We start from the raw sequence: 18,102 nt of genomic DNA on the forward strand, positions 1-18,102 counted from the left end.
TCGGGATCACTCCATGACGGGCGCCGGTGAGCCTCCCTCTCCAGCCCTCAACCCGTCACGGCCGAAAAGCCCGCACTCTTCCTCTCTGACCGGGCTTGTTCCCGGTTCCGCTACCGACGATGGGGATCATCGCAAGGCTGAAGGCCCGAAGCGCGGGCTACCGCGCTCGGGCCGTCGGGGATGAGGCGCTTTCGCGCCTTACTCCCATGGATCCAGTTCCAGCTTCACCATGTCCTCATCGCCATCGAATTCGTCGGCCGGCATGGCGCCGTGGGTTCCATCCCCGGCCTGGAACACGACGATCACGACCATCAGAGTGGTGGCGAGGCTGGCGGCGAAAGCGGTGGCATCTGCATAGGACATCGGGATTGGCTCCTGTCTCTGGAGGCGGGGGACCATCCCCCGCGCGACAGGCGCCCGACGTGTCTGACCGGATCTGCACTCACCCTCGGGCGTTCGGACTTTTTCCGAATCCCCGAGGGCGGCACGTCTGCGTAAGCCGACCCCTCCGGGGTTGAATGTCAAAGAGACGGATCAGACCAAGGTTAGCGAATGGAAGCGGGGGTGGTGTCTTGCATCCGACAGGTGCCGGAGCCCCCCACTGCAGATGTTTCGCCCTGCCAGCCCTTGCCGCCACGCTGGCATCAGGAGTGTGTTCGAGGACGGGGCGGAAACCGATGCCGAACATGATGAGCGGCACCGTGGTGAAGCTGGAATTGGTGCCATACAGGCCGACGACACGACGACCGCGGTGGCTATCTTCAGACGTGGACGGGCCTGAAGTCCCAGAGCCCATCGGCGATCTCGCGGGCGATCATGGCGCGCGCTTTCATCATCACGTAGTCACCGCTGGTGTCGATATGACCGTAGAACCGGGCATGACCGCCATTCGCGGTCCAATCGGCATAGCGGCAATATTCGCGGGCTTCGAGACGGAAGGCGCGCATGTCGTCCGCCCAATGCGGCTTCGGCTCCACCACTACGGCGATGCCGTCGCAGGTTTCCTCCCAGGGCAGCGTGCGCTCGGATGGCGGACTGGCGCGGTTTTCATGGAATATTCGGTCGATATCGATCGTTGCAGACATCAGGGTTCTCCAAAGAAAAAGCCCGGTCACGAGGACCGGGCGAAGTGGGAAAGGAAGGGATGTGGCGGGGCAGCGAACGCCGCCCCACCTGAGGATCATTCGGCAGCGACCATCGACTGCTCCTCGTCCTCCGCGCCTTCTTCATCCTCGCCATCGCCGGTAAGGAATTCAGGCAGATTATCCGCCTCCGTGTCGCCCCCGGCATCCATCGCGATATCGGCATCGCGATCTACCATGCGCAGCGGCTCCGGCAACCAGCCGGTTTCAGCCAGCAGGCGCTCGGCCTCCATGGCCATGTCGCCCTTCTTCAGATGGTCGATGAGCTGCGCCGCCCGTTCGCCGGCGCCTTCGCGCACCGCCTCGATGATCCGCGGCTTGGTCACGCGGCCGAGATAGTTGCCGACGGTCGGCCGCCAGCCCACCGCCACCATGTCGAGGCCCGTTGCCCGCGCCAGCCGGTCGGCCTGGGACAGGCGCACATCGAGCCCGTGCTGGCTGACGCCCATGCCGCCATAGGGGTTGGGCTTCTCGTGCAAGGCGTTGACGCCGAAACTGACGCAATGGGCGAGCAACTCCATCCGGGTGTCGTCGTCCTGACCGGAGAGCCAGTCCCAAAGCGCAGCATCGTCGGCAGGGATGTGATCGCCCCAGTGTTCGTGCCGCTCGGCGATGGCGCGCGCCGAGACGCTTTCGCCGATGTCGTCGGCTTGCGCCGGGAAATGAACCTCCCGGACATGGGCCTCCAGACACCCCCTGGTGGAATGCGGCAGGAAGAAATCGGTGACCAGCCGATGCAGCAGCGCCGTCATGGCGACATGCGGGTTCGCCGCCACGGCATCGCGGAGCGCCAGCGTGCGATGCGCGGTCAGCTCGCTGACCAGGCGGTCGGGCAGCGGCCGGATCGATTCGACCTCATCGTCCTCCTCGGGTTCGGTCGCCGTGCCACCCACCATGATGACCGCGCGCTGCACACCACCGGACTCGCCTCCCTCGGGAGAACACCCATCAGCACCCTGCCCTTCCTGACCTTCCATCGCCTCGTCGTCGGCACGGACATAGCCGCGCTCGACGGAGAGCTGGCCGTCGTGGCGGATGCTGACGAAGACACCTGCACGGGCCATCTGGTCGGCGTCATAGCGCATCGGCCGGGCCTCGAAGGCCTCCAGCGCCTCTTCGATCTCGCGGAGCCGCGAGTCCACCTCGTCGGGCAGTTCGTCGGCCTCGGCATATTGCGCCTCCAACGCGTCGAACTCGTCGCGGAGCTTTTCGCGCTCGGCACGCTCCTGGTCGGTCAGGTCGATGGTGGTGCCGACCAGACGGCGCATGCCGCTGGTATGGCCATAGGGGAAGTCCACGGCGACCTCGATCCACTTCCAGCCCTCGGCGGCGATGGTTTCTGCCTCGGCCTTCAGCTTCTCGCCGGCCAGCCGGTCGAGCAGCACCGGGTCCTGGAGCCAGCCGCCATCGTCCTGCTGGAAGAGATCGCGCAGCACATAGCCGCCCGCCGCCTCATAGGCCTCAATGCCGACGAAGATAGCCCGCTTGTCGGAGGCCCGCACCGTGGTCTCGGTCAGCATACGCCGGATCGTGTAAGGCTCCTTCTGCCAGCTGTCCTTGATCGCCGCCCAGACCTGTTCCTGCCGGGCATGGTCGTCGGAGATTGTGAAGGCCATGAGCTGTTCCAGCGTCATGCCGTCCTCCGCATAGGTCTCGAGCAGTGCCGGCGAGACCGAAACCAGGCGCAGACGTTGCTTCACCACCCTGGCGTCGACGAAAAAGGCGGCGGCGATTTCCTCCTCGCTCATTCCCTTCTCGCGAAGGACCTGGAAGGCGCGGAACTGGTCGAGCGGATGCAGCGGCGCGCGCTCGATGTTCTCCGCCAGAGACACCTCGTCGATCAGGATGTCGTCTCCGGCGTCCGAGACGACACAGGGCACCGGCGCGGTCTTGTTAAGGCGCTTCTGCTTCACCAGCAGCTCCAGCGCCCGGTAACGGCGGCCACCAGCCGGCACCTCGAAGAGGCCGGTCTCCTTGCCCTCCGCGTCGAGCTCGGGCCGGACATGCAGGGACTGGATCAACCCCCGGCGGGCGATGGACTCGGCCAGTTCCTCGACCGAGATACCGGCTTTCACGCGCCGGACGTTGGACTGGCTGAGCACCAGCTTGTTGAAGGGGATGTCGCGCGAGGACGACAGGGTGATCTTCTGCGTGGCAGTGGCCATGTCAGGGTCTCCATGACGGACGCCGGGGAGCCTCTCTCTCCGGCAACCAGCCCGTCACGAAACCCCCACCCTCCTTTCCCTCTCATGGCCGAGCCGCAGATGAACGCGCAGACCCATCAGAGCTCGCCGCGGGCGCGCAGGCTGGTCTCCCGGCCAGCCCCGGTGATGATGTGGTCGTGCAGTATCACCCCCAGGGACGCACAGGCGTTCCGGATTTCTTTTGTCATTGCGAGGTCGGCGGACGAGGGCTCGGGATCGCCGGCCGGATGATTATGGACGATGATCAGCGCCGAGGCATTGAGCGCCAGGCATCGCCGCAGCACCTCCCGGGGATAGACCGGGACATNCAGGCGTTCCGGATTTCTTTTGTCATTGCGAGGTCGGCGGACGAGGGCTCGGGATCGCCGGCCGGATGATTATGGACGATGATCAGCGCCGAGGCATTGAGCGCCAGGCATCGCCGCAGCACCTCCCGGGGCTAGACCGGGACATGATCGACCGTGCCGATGGCCAGGCATTCGTCTGAGATCAGCCGGTTCCTCCGGTCGAGATAGAGGACATGGAAGCGCTCCACATCGCCCCTGATGGTGAGGGCGCAGTAGTCGAGCACCGCCTGCCATGACGACAGGACAGGGTTCTGGTTGAGGTGGCGCAGCAGGATCTGCCGGGCCTCGTAGACCACGGCCTGCTCCTGGGCGGAGAACCGGAGCGGCTGTGCTTCGATGGCGGATGTTCTCGTGTTTCGTGTCATGGCGCTGTTCTCCGACGGGCAGCCGGCCGGGCGCCGAACTTTCACCGCGTCACGAGGAGAAGCGCCGCCCTCTTCCAGCGAAGAGCACGGCGCGGAACCTGCAGAACCCCTCAGGAACGCGGGGACTCCGTGTCGACACGTGTCCCGCCTGGCAGACGGCCCGAGCGATAAAGCAGCCGCTCAGCATCGCGAATGCTGCTGGCCTCGCGGGCGGCCTCGGCCCAGACCGAGATCGGGAAATCCCCCGTGAACAGCAGATCCCGCTCGATACCCATGCCGAAGGGCAGCCGAATGGAGCGCAGTTCGTTGAGGCTCCATGAGCCAAGTTCGGGGTAGCCAATATCGGCCAGGCCAAACATGATGTCGCCGTCCTCGTCGAGCTCGGTCGCGAGCCAGACACCGGCGCCGAAGGGATTGAAGAACTTCACGACCGGAATGTGATCCTGATCGCGATCGCGGCCATTCGCCAGCAAACGGTCACGCTGTGTGTCGGTCAGGAGGATCATGCCGCGGCCCTCCCTTCCGTCGGGGTCTGCCGCTCAACATCGGTGCTGTCGTCGGGCAGATGGGCCAGCAGCCAGTCGGCCGCCTTGCTGGCCTGCGAGGCGGCGCGGACGATCGCGCGGGAATCCTCGCGCATCACCTCCAGCCAGGAGCCGATGTAATCGGCGTGGCGCACAGTCGGGACGATCCCGAGCGAGGCGCAACAGAACGCGCTCGAAATCTCGGCGATCAGCTCCTCAAAGGCGTATTTTTTCGTGCCGAAACTACCTGAGAAATCCCGAGCCAGACGCGAGCTGTGCCCCGTGGCATGTCCCATCTCGTGCAGGGCGGTCCGGTGCCAGTTGATCGGCTCGAAATAGGCCTGCGGAGGCGGCACCTGCACGTAATCGAGCGCGGGAACATAGAAGGCGCGGTTGCCACCGATCCGGAAGTCGATACCGGACGCCGCGATCAATGCCTCGACCCGCGGCTCGATCAGCCCGGGCGGCGGTGGCGGCGCCTCGACGGCAATGTCGTCGGGCAGACCCTCGCATTGCGCCGCGTTGAACACGGTGAAGCGCTTCAGGAACGGGATGCTGTTTGCGTCCTCCCCGGTCTCCCGAGCACGGCGCTTCTCGTCGTCAGGCGTGAAGCGGTCGGCATAGACGACGGTCGTGCCCCGCTCGCCCTTGCGGACATTGCCGCCGAGCGACAACGCCTGGCGGAAAGTCAGCCAGTGCTGGGTTGGATAGCCCTGCTGGATCACGGCGCCCCAGAGGATCAGGACATTGATCCCGGAATACTGCCGACCCGTGCTGGCGTTGCGCGGCATGGCGAGCGGCGCCTGCACCGCCGCTGTCCCCCAGGGCTGGACCCAGGGCAGCCGGCCGTCCTCCAGCTCGGCGATGATCTTGTCGGTAATGTCGTCATAAAGGTTCGTGCGCGGACCGCTCTTGCCGGCTGCGCGATGCTCTCTGGTCATCGGGATGATCTCCGCGACGGGCGCCGGAGGCCTCTCCTCCAGCCCTCAACCCGTCACGGAAAACCCGCCCGCACTCTCACTCTCAGGGGGCGTTGCGGGGCCTCCCCGCAGAAGGGGGTTTGTCGGCAACGCCAGTGCCGACCAGGGGGAAGGCTTCCCCCATATCTGACCTCGTTACGTGCGCGGAGCCTCACAAGGGCGGCCTATGGCTGACGTCTTCCTGCAGCTTTCAGTCGAAGATCACACGATGCGCTGAGGCGTGCAGCCCGGCATCGCGAACGCGCTGGTGGCCAAGGGATTCGTCGGAGGTCGAGGCGAAGCAGGATCAGATCCAAGATATTGTTATAGAAAGATAAATGAGCCTCTTTGCTTACGTGGATTCGCCGCGTAAGCAACATCTCTCAAAAAGAGGGAATTTATAACATTTTGACTTTCATGGGAAAAATGGTGCACCCGACAGGATTCGAACCTGTGGCCTCCGCCTTCGGAGGGCGGCGCTCTATCCAGCTGAGCTACGGGTGCATACCGTTCGCGATGTGCTTACGTCATGCTTACGCGAGTTTTTTGGCTTCTTGAAGAACGAACCCGATATTCGCTCAAGCCATTGTTAAATCATTACCTTTTCCGAGCACCCTCAACTTTCGCCGGACTTGACTACCGCCTTCGGAGGGCAGCGCTCTATCCAGCTGAGCTACGGGTGCCTGTGGGCGGGGTCATACGGCAAAGCGAAAGCGCCCGCAATCAGGAATTCTCCCTTGCCGGCGCTTTCCTTGCGACGCTTTTCTCAGGCTGGGCGCTTGGCCACCGCGAGCATGGTCATCTCGGGGATCATCGGATCCACGGTCACGTCGGTGAAACCGGCGTCGGCGAGTTCCGTGGCCAGTCCCTCGGCGTCGACGGATCGGGCCTCGGGGGTGAAAGCAGTGTGCTGGAGCTGCCAGAGCGCAGCCAGCGCCGGGCCGCTCCGGTCGGCGTGAACCATGAAATCGTGGATCAGCAGCGTGCCCCCCGGCGCGAGGCAGTCGAAGCCATGTTTCATCAGCCCTTCGTGGGTCTCGCCCGGCACGCCCGAGAACAGGTAGGACATCAGGATCACGTCCTGCCCGCCCGGCCATTCGGTCTCGAGCGCGTTGCCCTCGACGTAGGAAATCCGGTCCGAGAGCTTCGCCTCATCGACGTAGCTGCGCCCCAGTGCCGCGACGTTGGGGAAATCGACGATGGTCGCCGTCAGGTCCGGAAAGGCGTTGCAGAAGGTGATCGCATAGGCGCCGGTGCCGCCGCCCACGTCAAGCAGCGTCTTGGCGCCTGACAGGTCCACCCGCCGGGTCATCTGCCTTGCGGGACCGTGCGAGCCGGCATGCTGGCTTTCCGAGTAGAGCCGCGCCTCTTCCGGGTCCGAGAACCACTGCTCGTAGGAGCCGGTCTCTTCCTCGCTCAGCGTGCCCGACACCGCGCCGCCGAGCTGGCCCATGAGGCCGTACATCTGCTTGCCCACCTGCAGCCGGATGTAGTCGCCGAAATCGTATTTCGCGCCCTTCACCAGGAAGGCCTCGGCTGCGGGAGAGTTCGAGAAGCGGCCGTCGTCGACGGTGACGAGCCCCATGCCCGCCAGCGCGGTGAGCAGCGTTTCCGCACGGTCGCGGTGGAGGTCGGTCCGTTCCGCCATCTCCTCGGCGCTGAGCGCACCGTCGGCAAGATGCGTGAAGACCTGCTGATCGAGCGCCGTGAACAGCGCCTGCGACCCCATGAACCCGAAGGCGATTTTCGAGATTTCGTCGGCTTCCGTGAGCGGACCCATGCATTCTCTCCAAGTCGTGAACGGTTGCGGAGAGGCTAACAGGGGGTCGGAGAGAGTCCAGCCGGCAGGCCGAAACCGACAGGGAAATGTCGGTTTCAGGCTCCGCCGGCCAAAAGCTCAGGCAAAAAGCTCGTGTGCCAGTTCCAGCGCGTCGACCAGCGCGTCGACCTCGTCCTCGGTGTTGTAGAGACCGAAGGAGGCGCGGCAGGTCGCCGAAACGCCCAGGTGATCCATCAGCGGACCGGCGCAGTGGTGGCCTGCGCGCACCGCCACGCCCTTCTTGTCGAGGATGGTCGAGATGTCATGCGCATGGGCCGCGCCTTCGAGCGTGAAGGAGAAGATCGCCGCCTTGCCGGGCGCGTGGCCCTGCACCTGCAACCAGTTCAGCCCGTTCAGCCGCGCCTTGGCGTAGGAGGCGAGCCCCGCCTCATGCGCGGCCACGTTCTCCATCCCGAGGTCCATCAGGTACTCGAGCGCGACTCCGAGACCGATCTGCTGGACGATGCCGGGGGTGCCGGCCTCGAACTTCATCGGCGGGTCGGCGTAGGTGACGCTGTCCTTGTGGACCTCGCGGATCATGTCGCCACCCCCGAGGAAGGGCCGCATCTCGTCCATCCGCTCTCGGCGGATGTAGATCGCGCCCGACCCCGAGGGGCCGTAGAGCTTGTGGCCGGTGATGGCGTAGAAATCGCAGCCGATGTCCTCGACGTCGACCGGCATGTGCACTGCGCCCTGGCTGCCGTCGACCAGAACGGCCACGTCGCGGGCCCGGGCGGCGGCGCAGATCGTCTTCACGTCCACCGCCGTGCCCAGCACGTTCGACAGATGCGTGATGGCGACGAGCTTGGTCCGGGGGCCGATCGCGTCGATGACCTTCTGCGGATCGAGCGCGCCGGTTGCGTCGACGTCGACCCACTTGATGACCACGCCCTGCCGTTCGCGCAGGAAATGCCACGGCACGATGTTGGCGTGATGCTCCATCACCGACAGCACGATCTCGTCGCCGGGCTCGAAGCGCGGCATCGCCCAGCCGTAGGCGACAAGGTTGATGCCCTCGGTGGTGCCGCTGGTGAAGACGATCTCTTCCTCGTCGCTCGCGCCGAGGAACCGTGCGACGGTGCCGCGCACGCCCTCGTATTTCTCGGTGGCGAGGTTCGACAGGTAGTGCAGGCCACGGTGGACGTTGGCGTATTCCTCGGCGTAACCGCGCGTCACCGCGTCGATCACGCATTGCGGCTTCTGCGCCGAGGCGCCGTTGTCGAGATAGACCAGCGGCTTGCCGTTCACCTCGCGCGAGAGGATGGGAAAGTCGCGGCGGATTTCGGAAACGTCATACATCAGATCGCCATCGCGTTGGGGCCAATGCCCACAAGGGTAAAGAGGAAGCTCAGCCCAAGGACAAGGGCCACGGAGCCGAGGATCAGCACCATCAGTGCCTTGAAAGGGTTACCGAAGCCATGCGCGACATCGAGAAAGTTGATCAGGATCCAGATCCCGATCAGCAGCGCCGCGATCACCACGAGCGACGCCAGCGCCCCCGAGACGACCGTGGCGAAGGCCACGATCACCTGCCCCAGGAGCCTCAGCGCCTGCAGCCAGGTCAGCAGCAGCGCGATGTCCTCGGTGCGGGCATGGCCGCCGAAGAGCCGCCCTGCCCATGTCATCAGGAAGATCGAGGCAGTCAGCATTGCCGCCACCAGCGCGACGGTGACCATCGGGCTCATCACGAAGGGCAGCGACGCGCTGCCGGGCATCGCCGCCTGCATCGCGCCGATCGCCAGGGCGTTCAACGTCACGACAAGCGCGAGTGCGGTCAGGATCGCCTCGTGGCCCAGGCGTAGCGACAGCAGCAGCTGCGCCACCTGCCTCGGGGCCACGACGGTCTGCCAGGCCAGGCGCAGGAAACCCGCGGGGCTCATGCCGGCACCTCCGCCACCTGCCTGCGCGCGGCGTCGAACCCGGCGATCCAGAACCACAGGAACACCGCGAACCACAGCAACCCGACCAGCGTCAGCTGAAGACCCGCCCCGAGGAAGCCCGCGACGAGCCCGTTCAGCAGCACCAGCGGAGACGCGGCAAGCAGCGCCCAGAACAGCGCGAATCGCGCGCCGTAGGCGGTGATCCGGGAACGGAAGACCTTCGCCACCAGGAAGGTGACGAAGGCGATGAGGTAGAACATCAGCGGCGCGATCACCAGCCATGCCAGCAGCGCGCCGCCGAGCATCGGGTTCAGATCGACGCCACCGATGTAGGCATCCCGCGCGAGCGCCGGCATCTGCGCGATGAAGAACAACGCGCAGGCTGCCATGACGAGCATCAGCGCCCGGTCCTCGCGCTGCCCCTGCGACAGCAGGCGCGCAACAACGGCGCCCGGCCCCCGGTAGGTGGCCAGGATCTCGCGCGAGAGCGACATCAGCCGCGACGCCGCAGCAGCCAGGCCTCGACGCGGGCGACGATGAGCTCCTGCAGGGCCTCGTCCTCGACCTCCTGCACCGCTTCCGCGATGAAGGCGATGGTCAGCAGGTCCTCGGCGATGCCGCGCGGCAGGCCGCGGGCGCGCAGGTAGAACAGCCCGTCCTCGTCGATCGCACCCGAGGTGGAACCGTGCGAGCAGGCCACGTCGTCGGCGTAGATCTCGAGCTCCGGCTTGGCGAGGAACTGGCTGTCGTCGTCGAGCAGCAGCGACTGCGAGATCTGGTAGCCGTCGGTCTGCTGGGCGTCGGGCTTCACCAGGATCTTGCCCTGGAACACGCCGGTCGCGCCGTTGCGCAGCACCTTCTTGAACACCTGGCGGCTTTCGCAGTTCACCGCGTCATGGGTGATGAACACCGTGTCGTCGTGGTGGAAGTCGCCATCGCCCATGCAGGCGCCGGCAACGTGGGCCACGGCGTTGTCGCCGGTCAGCTCGACCACGCATTCGTTGCGGGTCATCACGCCGTTCACGGTGAGCGTGAAGGTCTTGAAGGTGCTTTCTTCGCCAAGGCGCGCGAAGATATGCGTCGCGGCGCGGCGCTCGTGATCGCGGCCCTGCGCGCGGACGTGGTGGAAGCCCGCACGGTCGGCGACCTCGACCTCCATCACCTTGTTGAACCGCGCGGCGGCGGGGCCGTTCTCGAGGATGGTGACGTCACCGCCCTCTTCGACCTTCACCACGTGGTGCAGCATCACGTCCGAGGTCTCGGAGCGGTGCAGGTAGATCAGGTTGATCGGCTTCGAGACCTTGCCGGTCACCCGCAGCAGCAGGCCGTCGGTGGCAAAGGCGGTGTTGAGCGCGGCGAGCGGACGCTCGACCGGGGTCTGGCCCGCCTCTTCCAGCTTGCCGTAGAGATCCTGCGCCCAGTGGATGTCGGCGCTGTCGGCAAGACGCGCGATCTCGACCCCCTCGAGCGACAGGTCGTCCGAGGCCTCGGCGTCGAAGACACCGTCGACGAAGACCACCTTGAGCCGGTCGACCTCGTCGAACACCGGCGTCTCGCCGGAGTCGAAGACCGCGGCCTTGGGCGCCTCGGCCGAAACCAGCGTCTGGGGCCTCGTGTATTTCCAGTACTCATCGCGCGCACCGGGCAGGCCCATGGCGCGCACCCGCGCCACGGCCGCCTTGCGCGACGCCGCCGACCAGCCGCCTTCGGGCAGGTCGAGCGCCGCGAGCCGCGCCTCGGTCGCGTCGTATTTCGGTTGGGGAAGTGCCATTTACGCTTCCTCCTCGATCAGGTGGGAGTAGCCTTCGTTCTCGACTTCGAGCGCCAGCTCGGGGCCACCGGTCTTGATGATGCGGCCATCGTGCATGATGTGCACCACGTCCGGCTTGATGTGGTCGAGAAGCCGCTGGTAGTGCGTGATGACGAGGAAGCCGCGGCCCTCGGTGCGCAGCGCGTTCACCCCGTCCGCGACCAGCTTCATCGCGTCCACGTCGAGACCCGAGTCGGTCTCGTCGAGGATGCAGAGCTTGGGCTCGAGCATCGCCATCTGCAGGATCTCGTTGCGCTTCTTCTCACCGCCGGAGAAGCCGACGTTCACCGGGCGCTTGAGCATCTCGGCGTCGATCTTGAGCTCCTTCGCCTTGGCGCGGATCTCCTTGAGGAAGTCGGTCGAGGACATCTCTTCCTCGCCGCGCGCCTTGCGCTGGCTGTTCACCGCGGTGCGGAGGAAGGTCATGTTGCCGACGCCCGGGATCTCGATCGGGTACTGGAACGCCAGAAAGAGGCCGGCTGCAGCGCGCTCTTCGGGATCCATGTCGAGCAGGTCCTCGCCCAGCAGCTCGGCGGAACCGTCAGTGACCTCGTAGCCGTCCTTGCCCGAAAGCACGTAGGACAGGGTCGACTTGCCCGAGCCGTTCGGCCCCATGATCGCATGCACCTTGCCCGCCTCGACGGTCAGGTCCACACCCTTGAGGATCTGCTTGTCCTCTTCCTCGAGCTTCACTTTCAGGTTCTTGATCTCAAGCATCTTTTTCATCTCCTGTCGGCCGCTGGGGCCGGTCTTTTCCATCCGCGGTCAGGGCCGCGTCATCCATTGAATGATCCGCAGGAGCCGGCCCGGCGGGATCGGCTGCGGGGTGATCTCGAACCGGGCCATGCGCCCGGTCATCTGCGGTCGGCCGAGAAACTGCTCGACCTTGTGATAGTGCTCGCGCGGCCCGTAGTCGTCGAAGAGCAGCGTCAGCGGCTGCTCCGACAGGAAGGCCGCGGCCAGGGCGCAGCCGACCCGGAACCGCCCGTCGACCAGCACCACGTCGGGCTGGCGGAACTCGGGGAGCTCCCAGACCTCCAGCGGGTAGCGCGGCCAGCGGCGCCATTCGCTCTCGTCGACAGGGTGGCCCCACTCTTTCGTCGGCCCGATGTCGGACCAGATCACATGCGCCGCGCTGCCCTTGGCGGGCGGGTTCGCGGCAAACCAGTCGCGCATCATCCGCGCCCAGTCCCGGCTGCTCTCGACAGAGAGCACGGTCTTGCCCGGCTGCTCGGCGGCAAGCACCGTCGAGCCACCCGAGCCGTACTCGAGGATGACCCCGGCGCGGTCGTAGGTCTCGCGCAGCAGCGCGGCCTCCGCCTCGGGCAGGGTCAGCTCGGGGCGCGTTATGGGCGCGGCAAGGCTCACTCGATGACCACCGCCGTGCCGGAGGCGGAAACCATGAGCATCGACTGCCCGACGACTTCGTAGTCGATGTCGACGCCCACGACGGCGTTGCCGCCGAGGTTCTGCGCGCGCTGTTCAAGCTCGCGAAAGGCCACCTCGCGCGCATCCTGCAGCTTGCGCTCGTAGGCCCCCGAGCGACCGCCGACGATATCGGTGACCTGCGCGAAGAGATCGCGCACCACGTTGGCGCCCATGATGGCCTCGCCCACGACCACGCCCTTGTAGGCGGTGATCCTGTGCCCTTCGATGGTGTTGGTCGTCGTCACGATCATCGTCTTCTCCCAAGGGTTTGCCATGAGGTCCTCACGCGTTGGCGAAATAGTTGATCGCCATCATCACCACGAGTGCGAGCCCGCCCGCGGCGCTTGCCGTCAGGATCACCGAGTTGCCGAGCAGGCCCTCGGTCCGCCCCTTGCGCTTGCGCAGGGTGAGACCGATGAGCAGCCCGAGGAACACGCCAACCCCGGCGCCGGCGGACTGAAGCGCGAGTTGCTGGATCATGCCACGTCTCCCGTAGGATGGGCGCTCCGCCCACCCGTGACGTCCATCAGCCGACGGACCCTTCGAGCGAGATGGCGACCAGCGCCTGCGCTTCCATGGCGAACTCCATCGGCAGCGCCTGCAGCACTTCCTTGCAGAAGCCGTTGACCACGAGGGCAACCGCCTCTTCCTCGTCCATGCCGCGCTGACGGCAGTAGAACAGCTGGTCGTCGTCCACCTTCGAGGTCGTCGCCTCGTGCTCGACGCGGCTCGAGTTGTTCTTCACCTCGATATACGGGACCGTGTGCGCCCCGCACTTGTCGCCGATCAGCAAGCTGTCGCACTGGGTGTAGTTGCGCGAGTTCTTCGCCTTCGGGTGCATCGACACGAGCCCGCGATAGGTGTTCTGCGCCACCCCCGCCGAGATGCCCTTGGACACGATCCGCGAACGGGTGTCCTTGCCGAGGTGGATCATCTTGGTGCCGGTGTCCGCCTGCTGGTGGTTGTTGGCGATGGCGATCGAGTAGAACTCGCCCTGGCTCTCGTTGCCGCGCAGGATGCAGGACGGGTATTTCCACGTCACTGCCGAGCCGGTCTCGACCTGCGTCCACATCACCTTCGCCCGGTCGCCGCGGCAGTCCGCGCGCTTGGTGACGAAGTTGTAGATGCCGCCCTTGCCCTCTTCGTCGCCGGGGAACCAGTTCTGCACCGTGGAGTATTTCACCTCGGCGTCTTCCTCGACGATGATCTCGACCACGGCCGCGTGCAGCTGCGCGGTGTCGCGCTTGGGCGCGGTGCAGCCCTCGAGGTAGCTCACGTAGGAGCCCTTGTCGGCGATGATCAGCGTCCGCTCGAACTGGCCGGTGTTCTCGGCGTTGATGCGGAAGTAGGTCGACAGCTCCATCGGGCAGCGCACGCCCGGCGGCACGTAGACGAACGAGCCGTCCGAGAACACGGCGCTGTTGAGCGTGGCGTAGAAGTTGTCCGAGATCGGCACCACCGACCCGAGGTATTTCTTCACCAGCTCGGGGTGGTTGCGGATCGCCTCGGAGATCGAACAGAAGATCACGCCGGCCTTTTCCAGTTCCTTCTGGAAGGTCGTGCCCACGGAGACGGAGTCGAAGACCGCGTCCACGGCAACCTTGCGCTCGCCCTCGCGCGCCTCGGCGGGCGCGGCATCCTCGGCGCCCTCGACGCCGGCCAGCACCATCTGCTCCTTGAGCGGGATGCCGAGCTTCTCGTAGGTGGCGAGCAGCTTGGGGTCGACCTCGTCCAGCGACTTGGGCTTGGTCTCCATGCTCTTGGGACGTGCGTAGTAGTACTGCTCCTGGAAGTTGATCTCCGGGTACTCGACCATCGCCCAGTCCGGCTCGACCATGTTGGTCCAGCGCTCGTAGGCCTTGAGCCGCCACTCGGTCATCCACTCCGGCTCTTCGTTCTTCTCCGAGATGAGCCGGACGATATCGGGGCCGATGCCCTTGGGGGCATATTCCATCTCGATATCGGTTTCCCAGCCGTACTTGTAGGTCGAGACGGCCTCGACCGCATCCACGGTCTCTTTCTCGACCCCTTCCTTGACGGTCACGTTGTCGAAGGCTGCCATGCGTTTTCTCCTGTCATCGCACCCTTGGGTGCGTCTCGATCGATGCACCCGGTAGGTGCCTTGTTCCGTCCTCGCGCCAGAGGCGCGGCAAAGTCCAAGCGCCACGGGCGCGGTAGTGTCCCAGCGCCTGAGGCGCGGCAAAATCCCTGCGCCAGCGGCGCGGTAAAGTCTCGGCGCCAGAGGCGCATTCCCGTTCAGGGCGCCGGCGCTTGCAACCTCACGCCTTGCGCGGCGCGTTGTTCCTTTTGCGGCACTGCACGCCCGATCACGCACTCCGGCCGCGGTGCTTCTCGCAGCGCTTCAACCAGGCGGCGGCGAACCGCTCCACGTCATCGCGCGTCACCGTCGGGCCGAGGCTCACGCGGATCGCGCTGCGCGCCGTCTCCTCGTCGTGCCCCATGGCCTGCAGAACCCCGCTCGGCCGCAGTTTTCCGCTGGAGCAGGCCGACCCGGCGCTGACCGCGAAGCCGGCAAGATCCATCTGCATCACCTGCGTCTCGCCCTTCCACCCCGTCATCGCGAAGCAGGAGGTGTTCGGCAGACGACGTGCCGCATTTCCGACAAAAATAGTCTCTCTGGCGCCATCTGCAACGATATTCTCTAGAACGTTTCTAAGTTTTTCGACCTCGTCCCAGACACCCTGCTCGAGATCGCGCTGCGCCGCCTCCGCGGCAGCGCCGAAGCCCGCGATGCCGATGATGTTCTCGGTGCCTGCACGGCGCCCCATTTCCTGCCCGCCCCCCTTCAGCTGCGCCTGCAGGTCGGTGCCGCGCTTCACCACCAGCGCCCCGATTCCCTTGGGCCCGCCCAGCTTGTGCGCCGAGACAAGCGCCGCGGTGCAGCCCGCCCAGCTGAAGGCAAAGGGGATCTTGCCGAAGGCCTGCGTCGCATCGACCACCGCCAGCCCCTGCGGCAGATCCTGGATCACCCCGGTCTCCGAGTTCGCCGCCTGCAGCGCGGTCTCGCCCGGCACCTCTACCGAAACCTGCCCCGCCGCATCGACGCCCAGCACCGGATCCACCCAGGCGGCCACCGCGTCATGCTCCACCGGCCCCGCGCGCAGCCCGCGCCCGGCACAGGCCAGCGCCGCGGCCTCGGTGGCCCCCGACACGAAGATCACGTCGGCCCCGTCGGCCCCGAGCGCGCTCGCGACCTGCGCCCGCGCCCGTTCCATCAGCCCCTTGGCCGCGCGCCCCTCGGCGTGGACCGAGGACGGGTTACCCACCACGTCCATCGCCGCGATCATCGCCTCGCGCGCCTCCGGGCGCAGCGGCGCCGTGGCGTTCCAGTCAAGATAGGCGCGTTTCAAACCGGCTCCTTCGCAAGCATCTTCTCTGGTTCACAAATACCCTCGGGGGTGAATTGGCCGCAGGCCAAGAGGGGGCAGCGCCCCCTCATGCCTCGTCGACGACATCGACCACGGCGAACAGGTTCGGCACCGCCGGACAGGGCGCCAGCGTGTTGTCGACCACGTCCGACAGCCGGGTCTGGTGCAGGAAGACGTAGACATGCGCGGACAGGCTCTGCCACAGCCGGTTGGTGAGCGATTGCGCGCGGCTGCCCGAGGTGCCGCCGCTCGCGCCCGCCCCCTTGTGCATCGCGTCCACCGTTTCGTCGACGGCGGCAAGGATGTCGACCACGCGAATCTCCGAGGCGGGCTTCGCAAGCCGGTAGCCGCCGCCCGGGCCGCGCACCGACTCGACGAGCCCGGCGCGGCGCAGCTTGACGAACAGCTGCTCGAGATAGGGCAGGCTCACGTCCTGCCGCTTCGAGATGTCGCCCAGCGTCACGAGGTCGCCCTCGGGCTGCAACGCGATGTCCGTCAGCGCCACCATCGCGTAGCGCCCCTTCGTGCTGAGCTTCATGCCACATCTCCCATACCACGTGCCCCCGGCGATTGACCTTGCCGGAGCGATTGCCTATCTGCAATGCGACAGACCCGGCCCGATGCCGGGTTTAGAAACGTTCTAAGGTCTCCGAGAATTTTCGTCAAGAATTCACGTTGACCCGTACAGGAGCTGACTGCACCTATGCCCGAGGTCATTTTTCCCGGACCCGAAGGCCGCCTCGAAGGCCGCTACCACCCCCAGAAAGACACCGACGCGCCGATCGCGATCGTCCTGCATCCGCACCCGCAGTTCGGCGGCACGATGAACAACAAGGTCGTCTACAACCTGCATTATGCCTTCTACAACATGGGCTTCACCGTGCTGCGGTTCAATTTCCGCGGCGTCGGGCGCAGCCAGGGCGAATACGATCAGGGCATCGGCGAGCTGTCGGATGCCGCCTCGGCGCTCGACTACCTGCAGTCGATGAACTCCAACTCCAAGCACTGCTGGGTCGCGGGGTTCTCCTTCGGTGCATGGATCGGCATGCAGCTGCTGATGCGCCGCCCCGAGATCACCGGATTCGTCTCGGTCTCGCCGCCGGCCAACATGTACGACTTCTCGTTCCTCGCCCCCTGCCCCTCGTCCGGGCTGATCATCAACGGCAGCGCCGACCGGGTCGCGCCGCCGTCGGAGACCACGGCGCTGGTGAACAAGCTCAAGGAGCAGAAGGGCATCACCATCACGCACGAGGAAGTCGAGGGCTCCGGCCACTTCTTCGAAGAGCCGCACATGGAAACCATGATCGGCAGCGTGACCGGCTACGTGAAGCGCCGCCTGACGGAGACCACCCGCTGAGAAAGGACCGCGCGCCATGTCGTTGACGCAGGAACTGGCCGACAGGCTGGCGGAAGACACCTTCAAGGTAATGAAGGCCACCGGCGACGACCGCTTCTTCATGGAGGTCGCCAAGGTCATCGGCGCCTCCTCGACCACGCTCGAGGAGGCCTATCTCACCTCGGTACGGGTGCGCATGGCGGAACGCCGGGCACGCCAGTTCATCCTCGAGCGGCTCGAGGGATCGGCCACCGGCGACGAGACATGAGCCCCCGGCTCGACGCGCAGATGGCCTTTCTCATGGAGGCCGACCGCCTCAAGGCCATCACCCGCGCCACCCGCAACCACGACGGCCGTTTCGAGAACTCGGCCGAGCACAGCTGGCATCTCGCGCTCTTCGCGATGGTGCTTGGCGAGCATGCCCCCGAGGGCGTCGACCGACTGCGCGTGATCCGGATGCTGCTCATCCACGACCTCGTGGAGATCGACGCCGGCGACGCGCCGATCTTCGGCGAGGTCGACGAGACCGCCAAGGAAGCTGAGGAGCGCGCCGCCGCGCGGCGGCTCTTCGGGCTGCTGCCGGAAGACCAGGGGACGGAACTGCTGGCACTCTGGGAAGAATTCGAGGCGAACGAGACGCCCGACGCCCGCTTCGCGAAATCCCTCGACCGCTTCCAGCCGCCCAACCTCAACCTCGCGTCGGGTGGCGGCAGCTGGGTCGACTACGATGTTTCGCTGGAGACCTTCGAGGCCAAGCTCGCCCCGAAGATCCGCCGCGGTGCCCCCGGTCTCTGGGACTGGCTGCACCCCCGGGTGAAAGCCTTCTTCGCCAGCGCCTGACCGCGATGCCCGGACGCCTCCGGCGGAGGTATTTTGAAAGAGAAGAAGGCCGGGGACGC

21 protein-coding genes, 1 tRNA gene and 1 pseudogene are annotated in these 18,102 nt (G+C 66.0%); 3 read left to right on the plus strand and 20 right to left on the minus strand.

Going from position 1 to position 18,102, the window contains the following annotated elements; translation table 11 throughout:
- Positions 1-198: 198 nt before the first annotated feature.
- The 20 genes and pseudogenes from D6860_RS10720 to D6860_RS10820 form a co-directional block, all read right to left on the minus strand.
- Complete coding sequence (locus D6860_RS10720; protein ID WP_009573755.1) at positions 199-363, minus strand: hypothetical protein; 165 nt, start codon at positions 361-363, stop codon at positions 199-201.
- Between the two features lie 398 nt (positions 364-761).
- Positions 762-1,085, minus strand: a complete 324-nt coding sequence (locus tag D6860_RS10725) for a hypothetical protein (RefSeq protein WP_128549238.1) — start codon at positions 1,083-1,085, stop codon at positions 762-764.
- Between the two features lie 95 nt (positions 1,086-1,180).
- Positions 1,181-3,307: a ParB/RepB/Spo0J family partition protein gene (locus D6860_RS10730; RefSeq protein ID WP_076625045.1), complete on the minus strand. Its 2,127-nt coding sequence runs from the start codon at positions 3,305-3,307 to the stop codon at positions 1,181-1,183.
- A 116-nt stretch (positions 3,308-3,423) separates the two neighbouring features.
- The gene (locus tag D6860_RS25975; protein WP_371683194.1) at positions 3,424-3,534 is read right to left on the minus strand and encodes a JAB domain-containing protein; all 111 of its coding nucleotides are present in this window, start codon (positions 3,532-3,534) and stop codon (positions 3,424-3,426) included.
- A 120-nt stretch (positions 3,535-3,654) separates the two neighbouring features.
- Positions 3,655-4,058 (minus strand): annotated as a pseudogene (locus D6860_RS10740) (RadC family protein); the annotation flags it as partial.
- A 110-nt stretch (positions 4,059-4,168) separates the two neighbouring features.
- Positions 4,169-4,564 carry a DUF2958 domain-containing protein gene (locus D6860_RS10745; protein WP_076625047.1) on the minus strand — a complete coding sequence of 132 codons (396 nt, stop codon included), beginning with the start codon at positions 4,562-4,564 and terminating at the stop codon, positions 4,169-4,171.
- Entirely contained in the window at positions 4,561-5,523 is a 963-nt protein-coding gene (locus D6860_RS10750) for an ArdC family protein (RefSeq protein ID WP_076625048.1), read from the minus strand. The genes D6860_RS10745 and D6860_RS10750 overlap by 4 nt, the downstream gene beginning before the upstream one ends.
- A 445-nt stretch (positions 5,524-5,968) precedes the next feature.
- Positions 5,969-6,045 (minus strand) — tRNA-Arg (locus D6860_RS10755).
- 262 nt (positions 6,046-6,307) lie between these two features.
- Positions 6,308-7,321: a methyltransferase gene (locus D6860_RS10765; protein WP_076625049.1), complete on the minus strand. Its 1,014-nt coding sequence runs from the start codon at positions 7,319-7,321 to the stop codon at positions 6,308-6,310.
- A gap of 117 nt (positions 7,322-7,438) precedes the next feature.
- Positions 7,439-8,659, minus strand: a complete 1,221-nt coding sequence (locus tag D6860_RS10770) for a cysteine desulfurase (RefSeq protein ID WP_076625050.1) — start codon at positions 8,657-8,659, stop codon at positions 7,439-7,441.
- Positions 8,659-9,240, minus strand: a complete 582-nt coding sequence (locus tag D6860_RS10775) for a YIP1 family protein (protein ID WP_076625051.1) — start codon at positions 9,238-9,240, stop codon at positions 8,659-8,661. The genes D6860_RS10770 and D6860_RS10775 overlap by 1 nt, the downstream gene beginning before the upstream one ends.
- A complete protein-coding gene (locus D6860_RS10780) occupies positions 9,237-9,734 on the minus strand; it encodes a YIP1 family protein (RefSeq protein WP_076625052.1) in 498 nt (165 codons plus the stop codon). Before D6860_RS10780 ends, D6860_RS10775 begins: the two co-directional genes overlap by 4 nt.
- Positions 9,734-11,011, minus strand: coding sequence for a Fe-S cluster assembly protein SufD (gene sufD, locus D6860_RS10785; RefSeq protein WP_076625053.1), 1,278 nt, complete (start codon positions 11,009-11,011; stop codon positions 9,734-9,736). Before sufD ends, D6860_RS10780 begins: the two co-directional genes overlap by 1 nt.
- Positions 11,012-11,767 carry a Fe-S cluster assembly ATPase SufC gene (sufC, locus tag D6860_RS10790; protein ID WP_076625473.1) on the minus strand — a complete coding sequence of 252 codons (756 nt, stop codon included), beginning with the start codon at positions 11,765-11,767 and terminating at the stop codon, positions 11,012-11,014. It lies immediately after the preceding gene.
- Positions 11,768-11,815: 48 nt separating this feature from the next.
- Positions 11,816-12,418: a class I SAM-dependent methyltransferase gene (locus D6860_RS10795; protein WP_076625054.1), complete on the minus strand. Its 603-nt coding sequence runs from the start codon at positions 12,416-12,418 to the stop codon at positions 11,816-11,818.
- Positions 12,415-12,729, minus strand: coding sequence for a heavy metal-binding domain-containing protein (locus D6860_RS10800; RefSeq protein WP_076625474.1), 315 nt, complete (start codon positions 12,727-12,729; stop codon positions 12,415-12,417). The genes D6860_RS10795 and D6860_RS10800 overlap by 4 nt, the downstream gene beginning before the upstream one ends.
- A 31-nt stretch (positions 12,730-12,760) precedes the next feature.
- A complete protein-coding gene (locus tag D6860_RS10805) occupies positions 12,761-12,958 on the minus strand; it encodes a hypothetical protein (protein WP_076625055.1) in 198 nt (65 codons plus the stop codon).
- Positions 12,959-13,004: 46 nt separating this feature from the next.
- Positions 13,005-14,540 (minus strand): Fe-S cluster assembly protein SufB, encoded by a 1,536-nt coding sequence (gene sufB, locus D6860_RS10810; RefSeq protein WP_076625056.1) that lies wholly within the window; start codon positions 14,538-14,540, stop codon positions 13,005-13,007.
- 265 nt (positions 14,541-14,805) lie between these two features.
- Positions 14,806-15,849: a cysteine desulfurase family protein gene (locus tag D6860_RS10815; protein ID WP_076625057.1), complete on the minus strand. Its 1,044-nt coding sequence runs from the start codon at positions 15,847-15,849 to the stop codon at positions 14,806-14,808.
- An 85-nt stretch (positions 15,850-15,934) separates the two neighbouring features.
- The gene (locus D6860_RS10820; protein ID WP_017467416.1) at positions 15,935-16,405 is read right to left on the minus strand and encodes a Fe-S cluster assembly transcriptional regulator IscR; all 471 of its coding nucleotides are present in this window, start codon (positions 16,403-16,405) and stop codon (positions 15,935-15,937) included.
- 165 nt (positions 16,406-16,570) lie between these two features.
- On the opposite strand from D6860_RS10820, the gene D6860_RS10825 reads away from it, so the two are divergent.
- From D6860_RS10825 to D6860_RS10835, 3 genes are read left to right on the plus strand one after another with little or no spacing between them, the layout of a single operon-like run.
- A complete protein-coding gene (locus D6860_RS10825; RefSeq protein WP_017467417.1) occupies positions 16,571-17,224 on the plus strand; it encodes an alpha/beta hydrolase in 654 nt (217 codons plus the stop codon).
- A gap of 16 nt (positions 17,225-17,240) precedes the next feature.
- A complete protein-coding gene (locus tag D6860_RS10830; RefSeq protein ID WP_017467418.1) occupies positions 17,241-17,471 on the plus strand; it encodes a hypothetical protein in 231 nt (76 codons plus the stop codon).
- Positions 17,468-18,043, plus strand: a complete 576-nt coding sequence (locus tag D6860_RS10835; RefSeq protein ID WP_017467419.1) for an HD domain-containing protein — start codon at positions 17,468-17,470, stop codon at positions 18,041-18,043. Before D6860_RS10830 ends, D6860_RS10835 begins: the two co-directional genes overlap by 4 nt.
- Positions 18,044-18,102: the final 59 nt, after the last annotated feature.

This window comes from Salipiger sp. D13, from assembly GCF_003703915.1.
GTDB lineage: Bacteria > Pseudomonadota > Alphaproteobacteria > Rhodobacterales > Rhodobacteraceae > Salipiger > Salipiger profundus.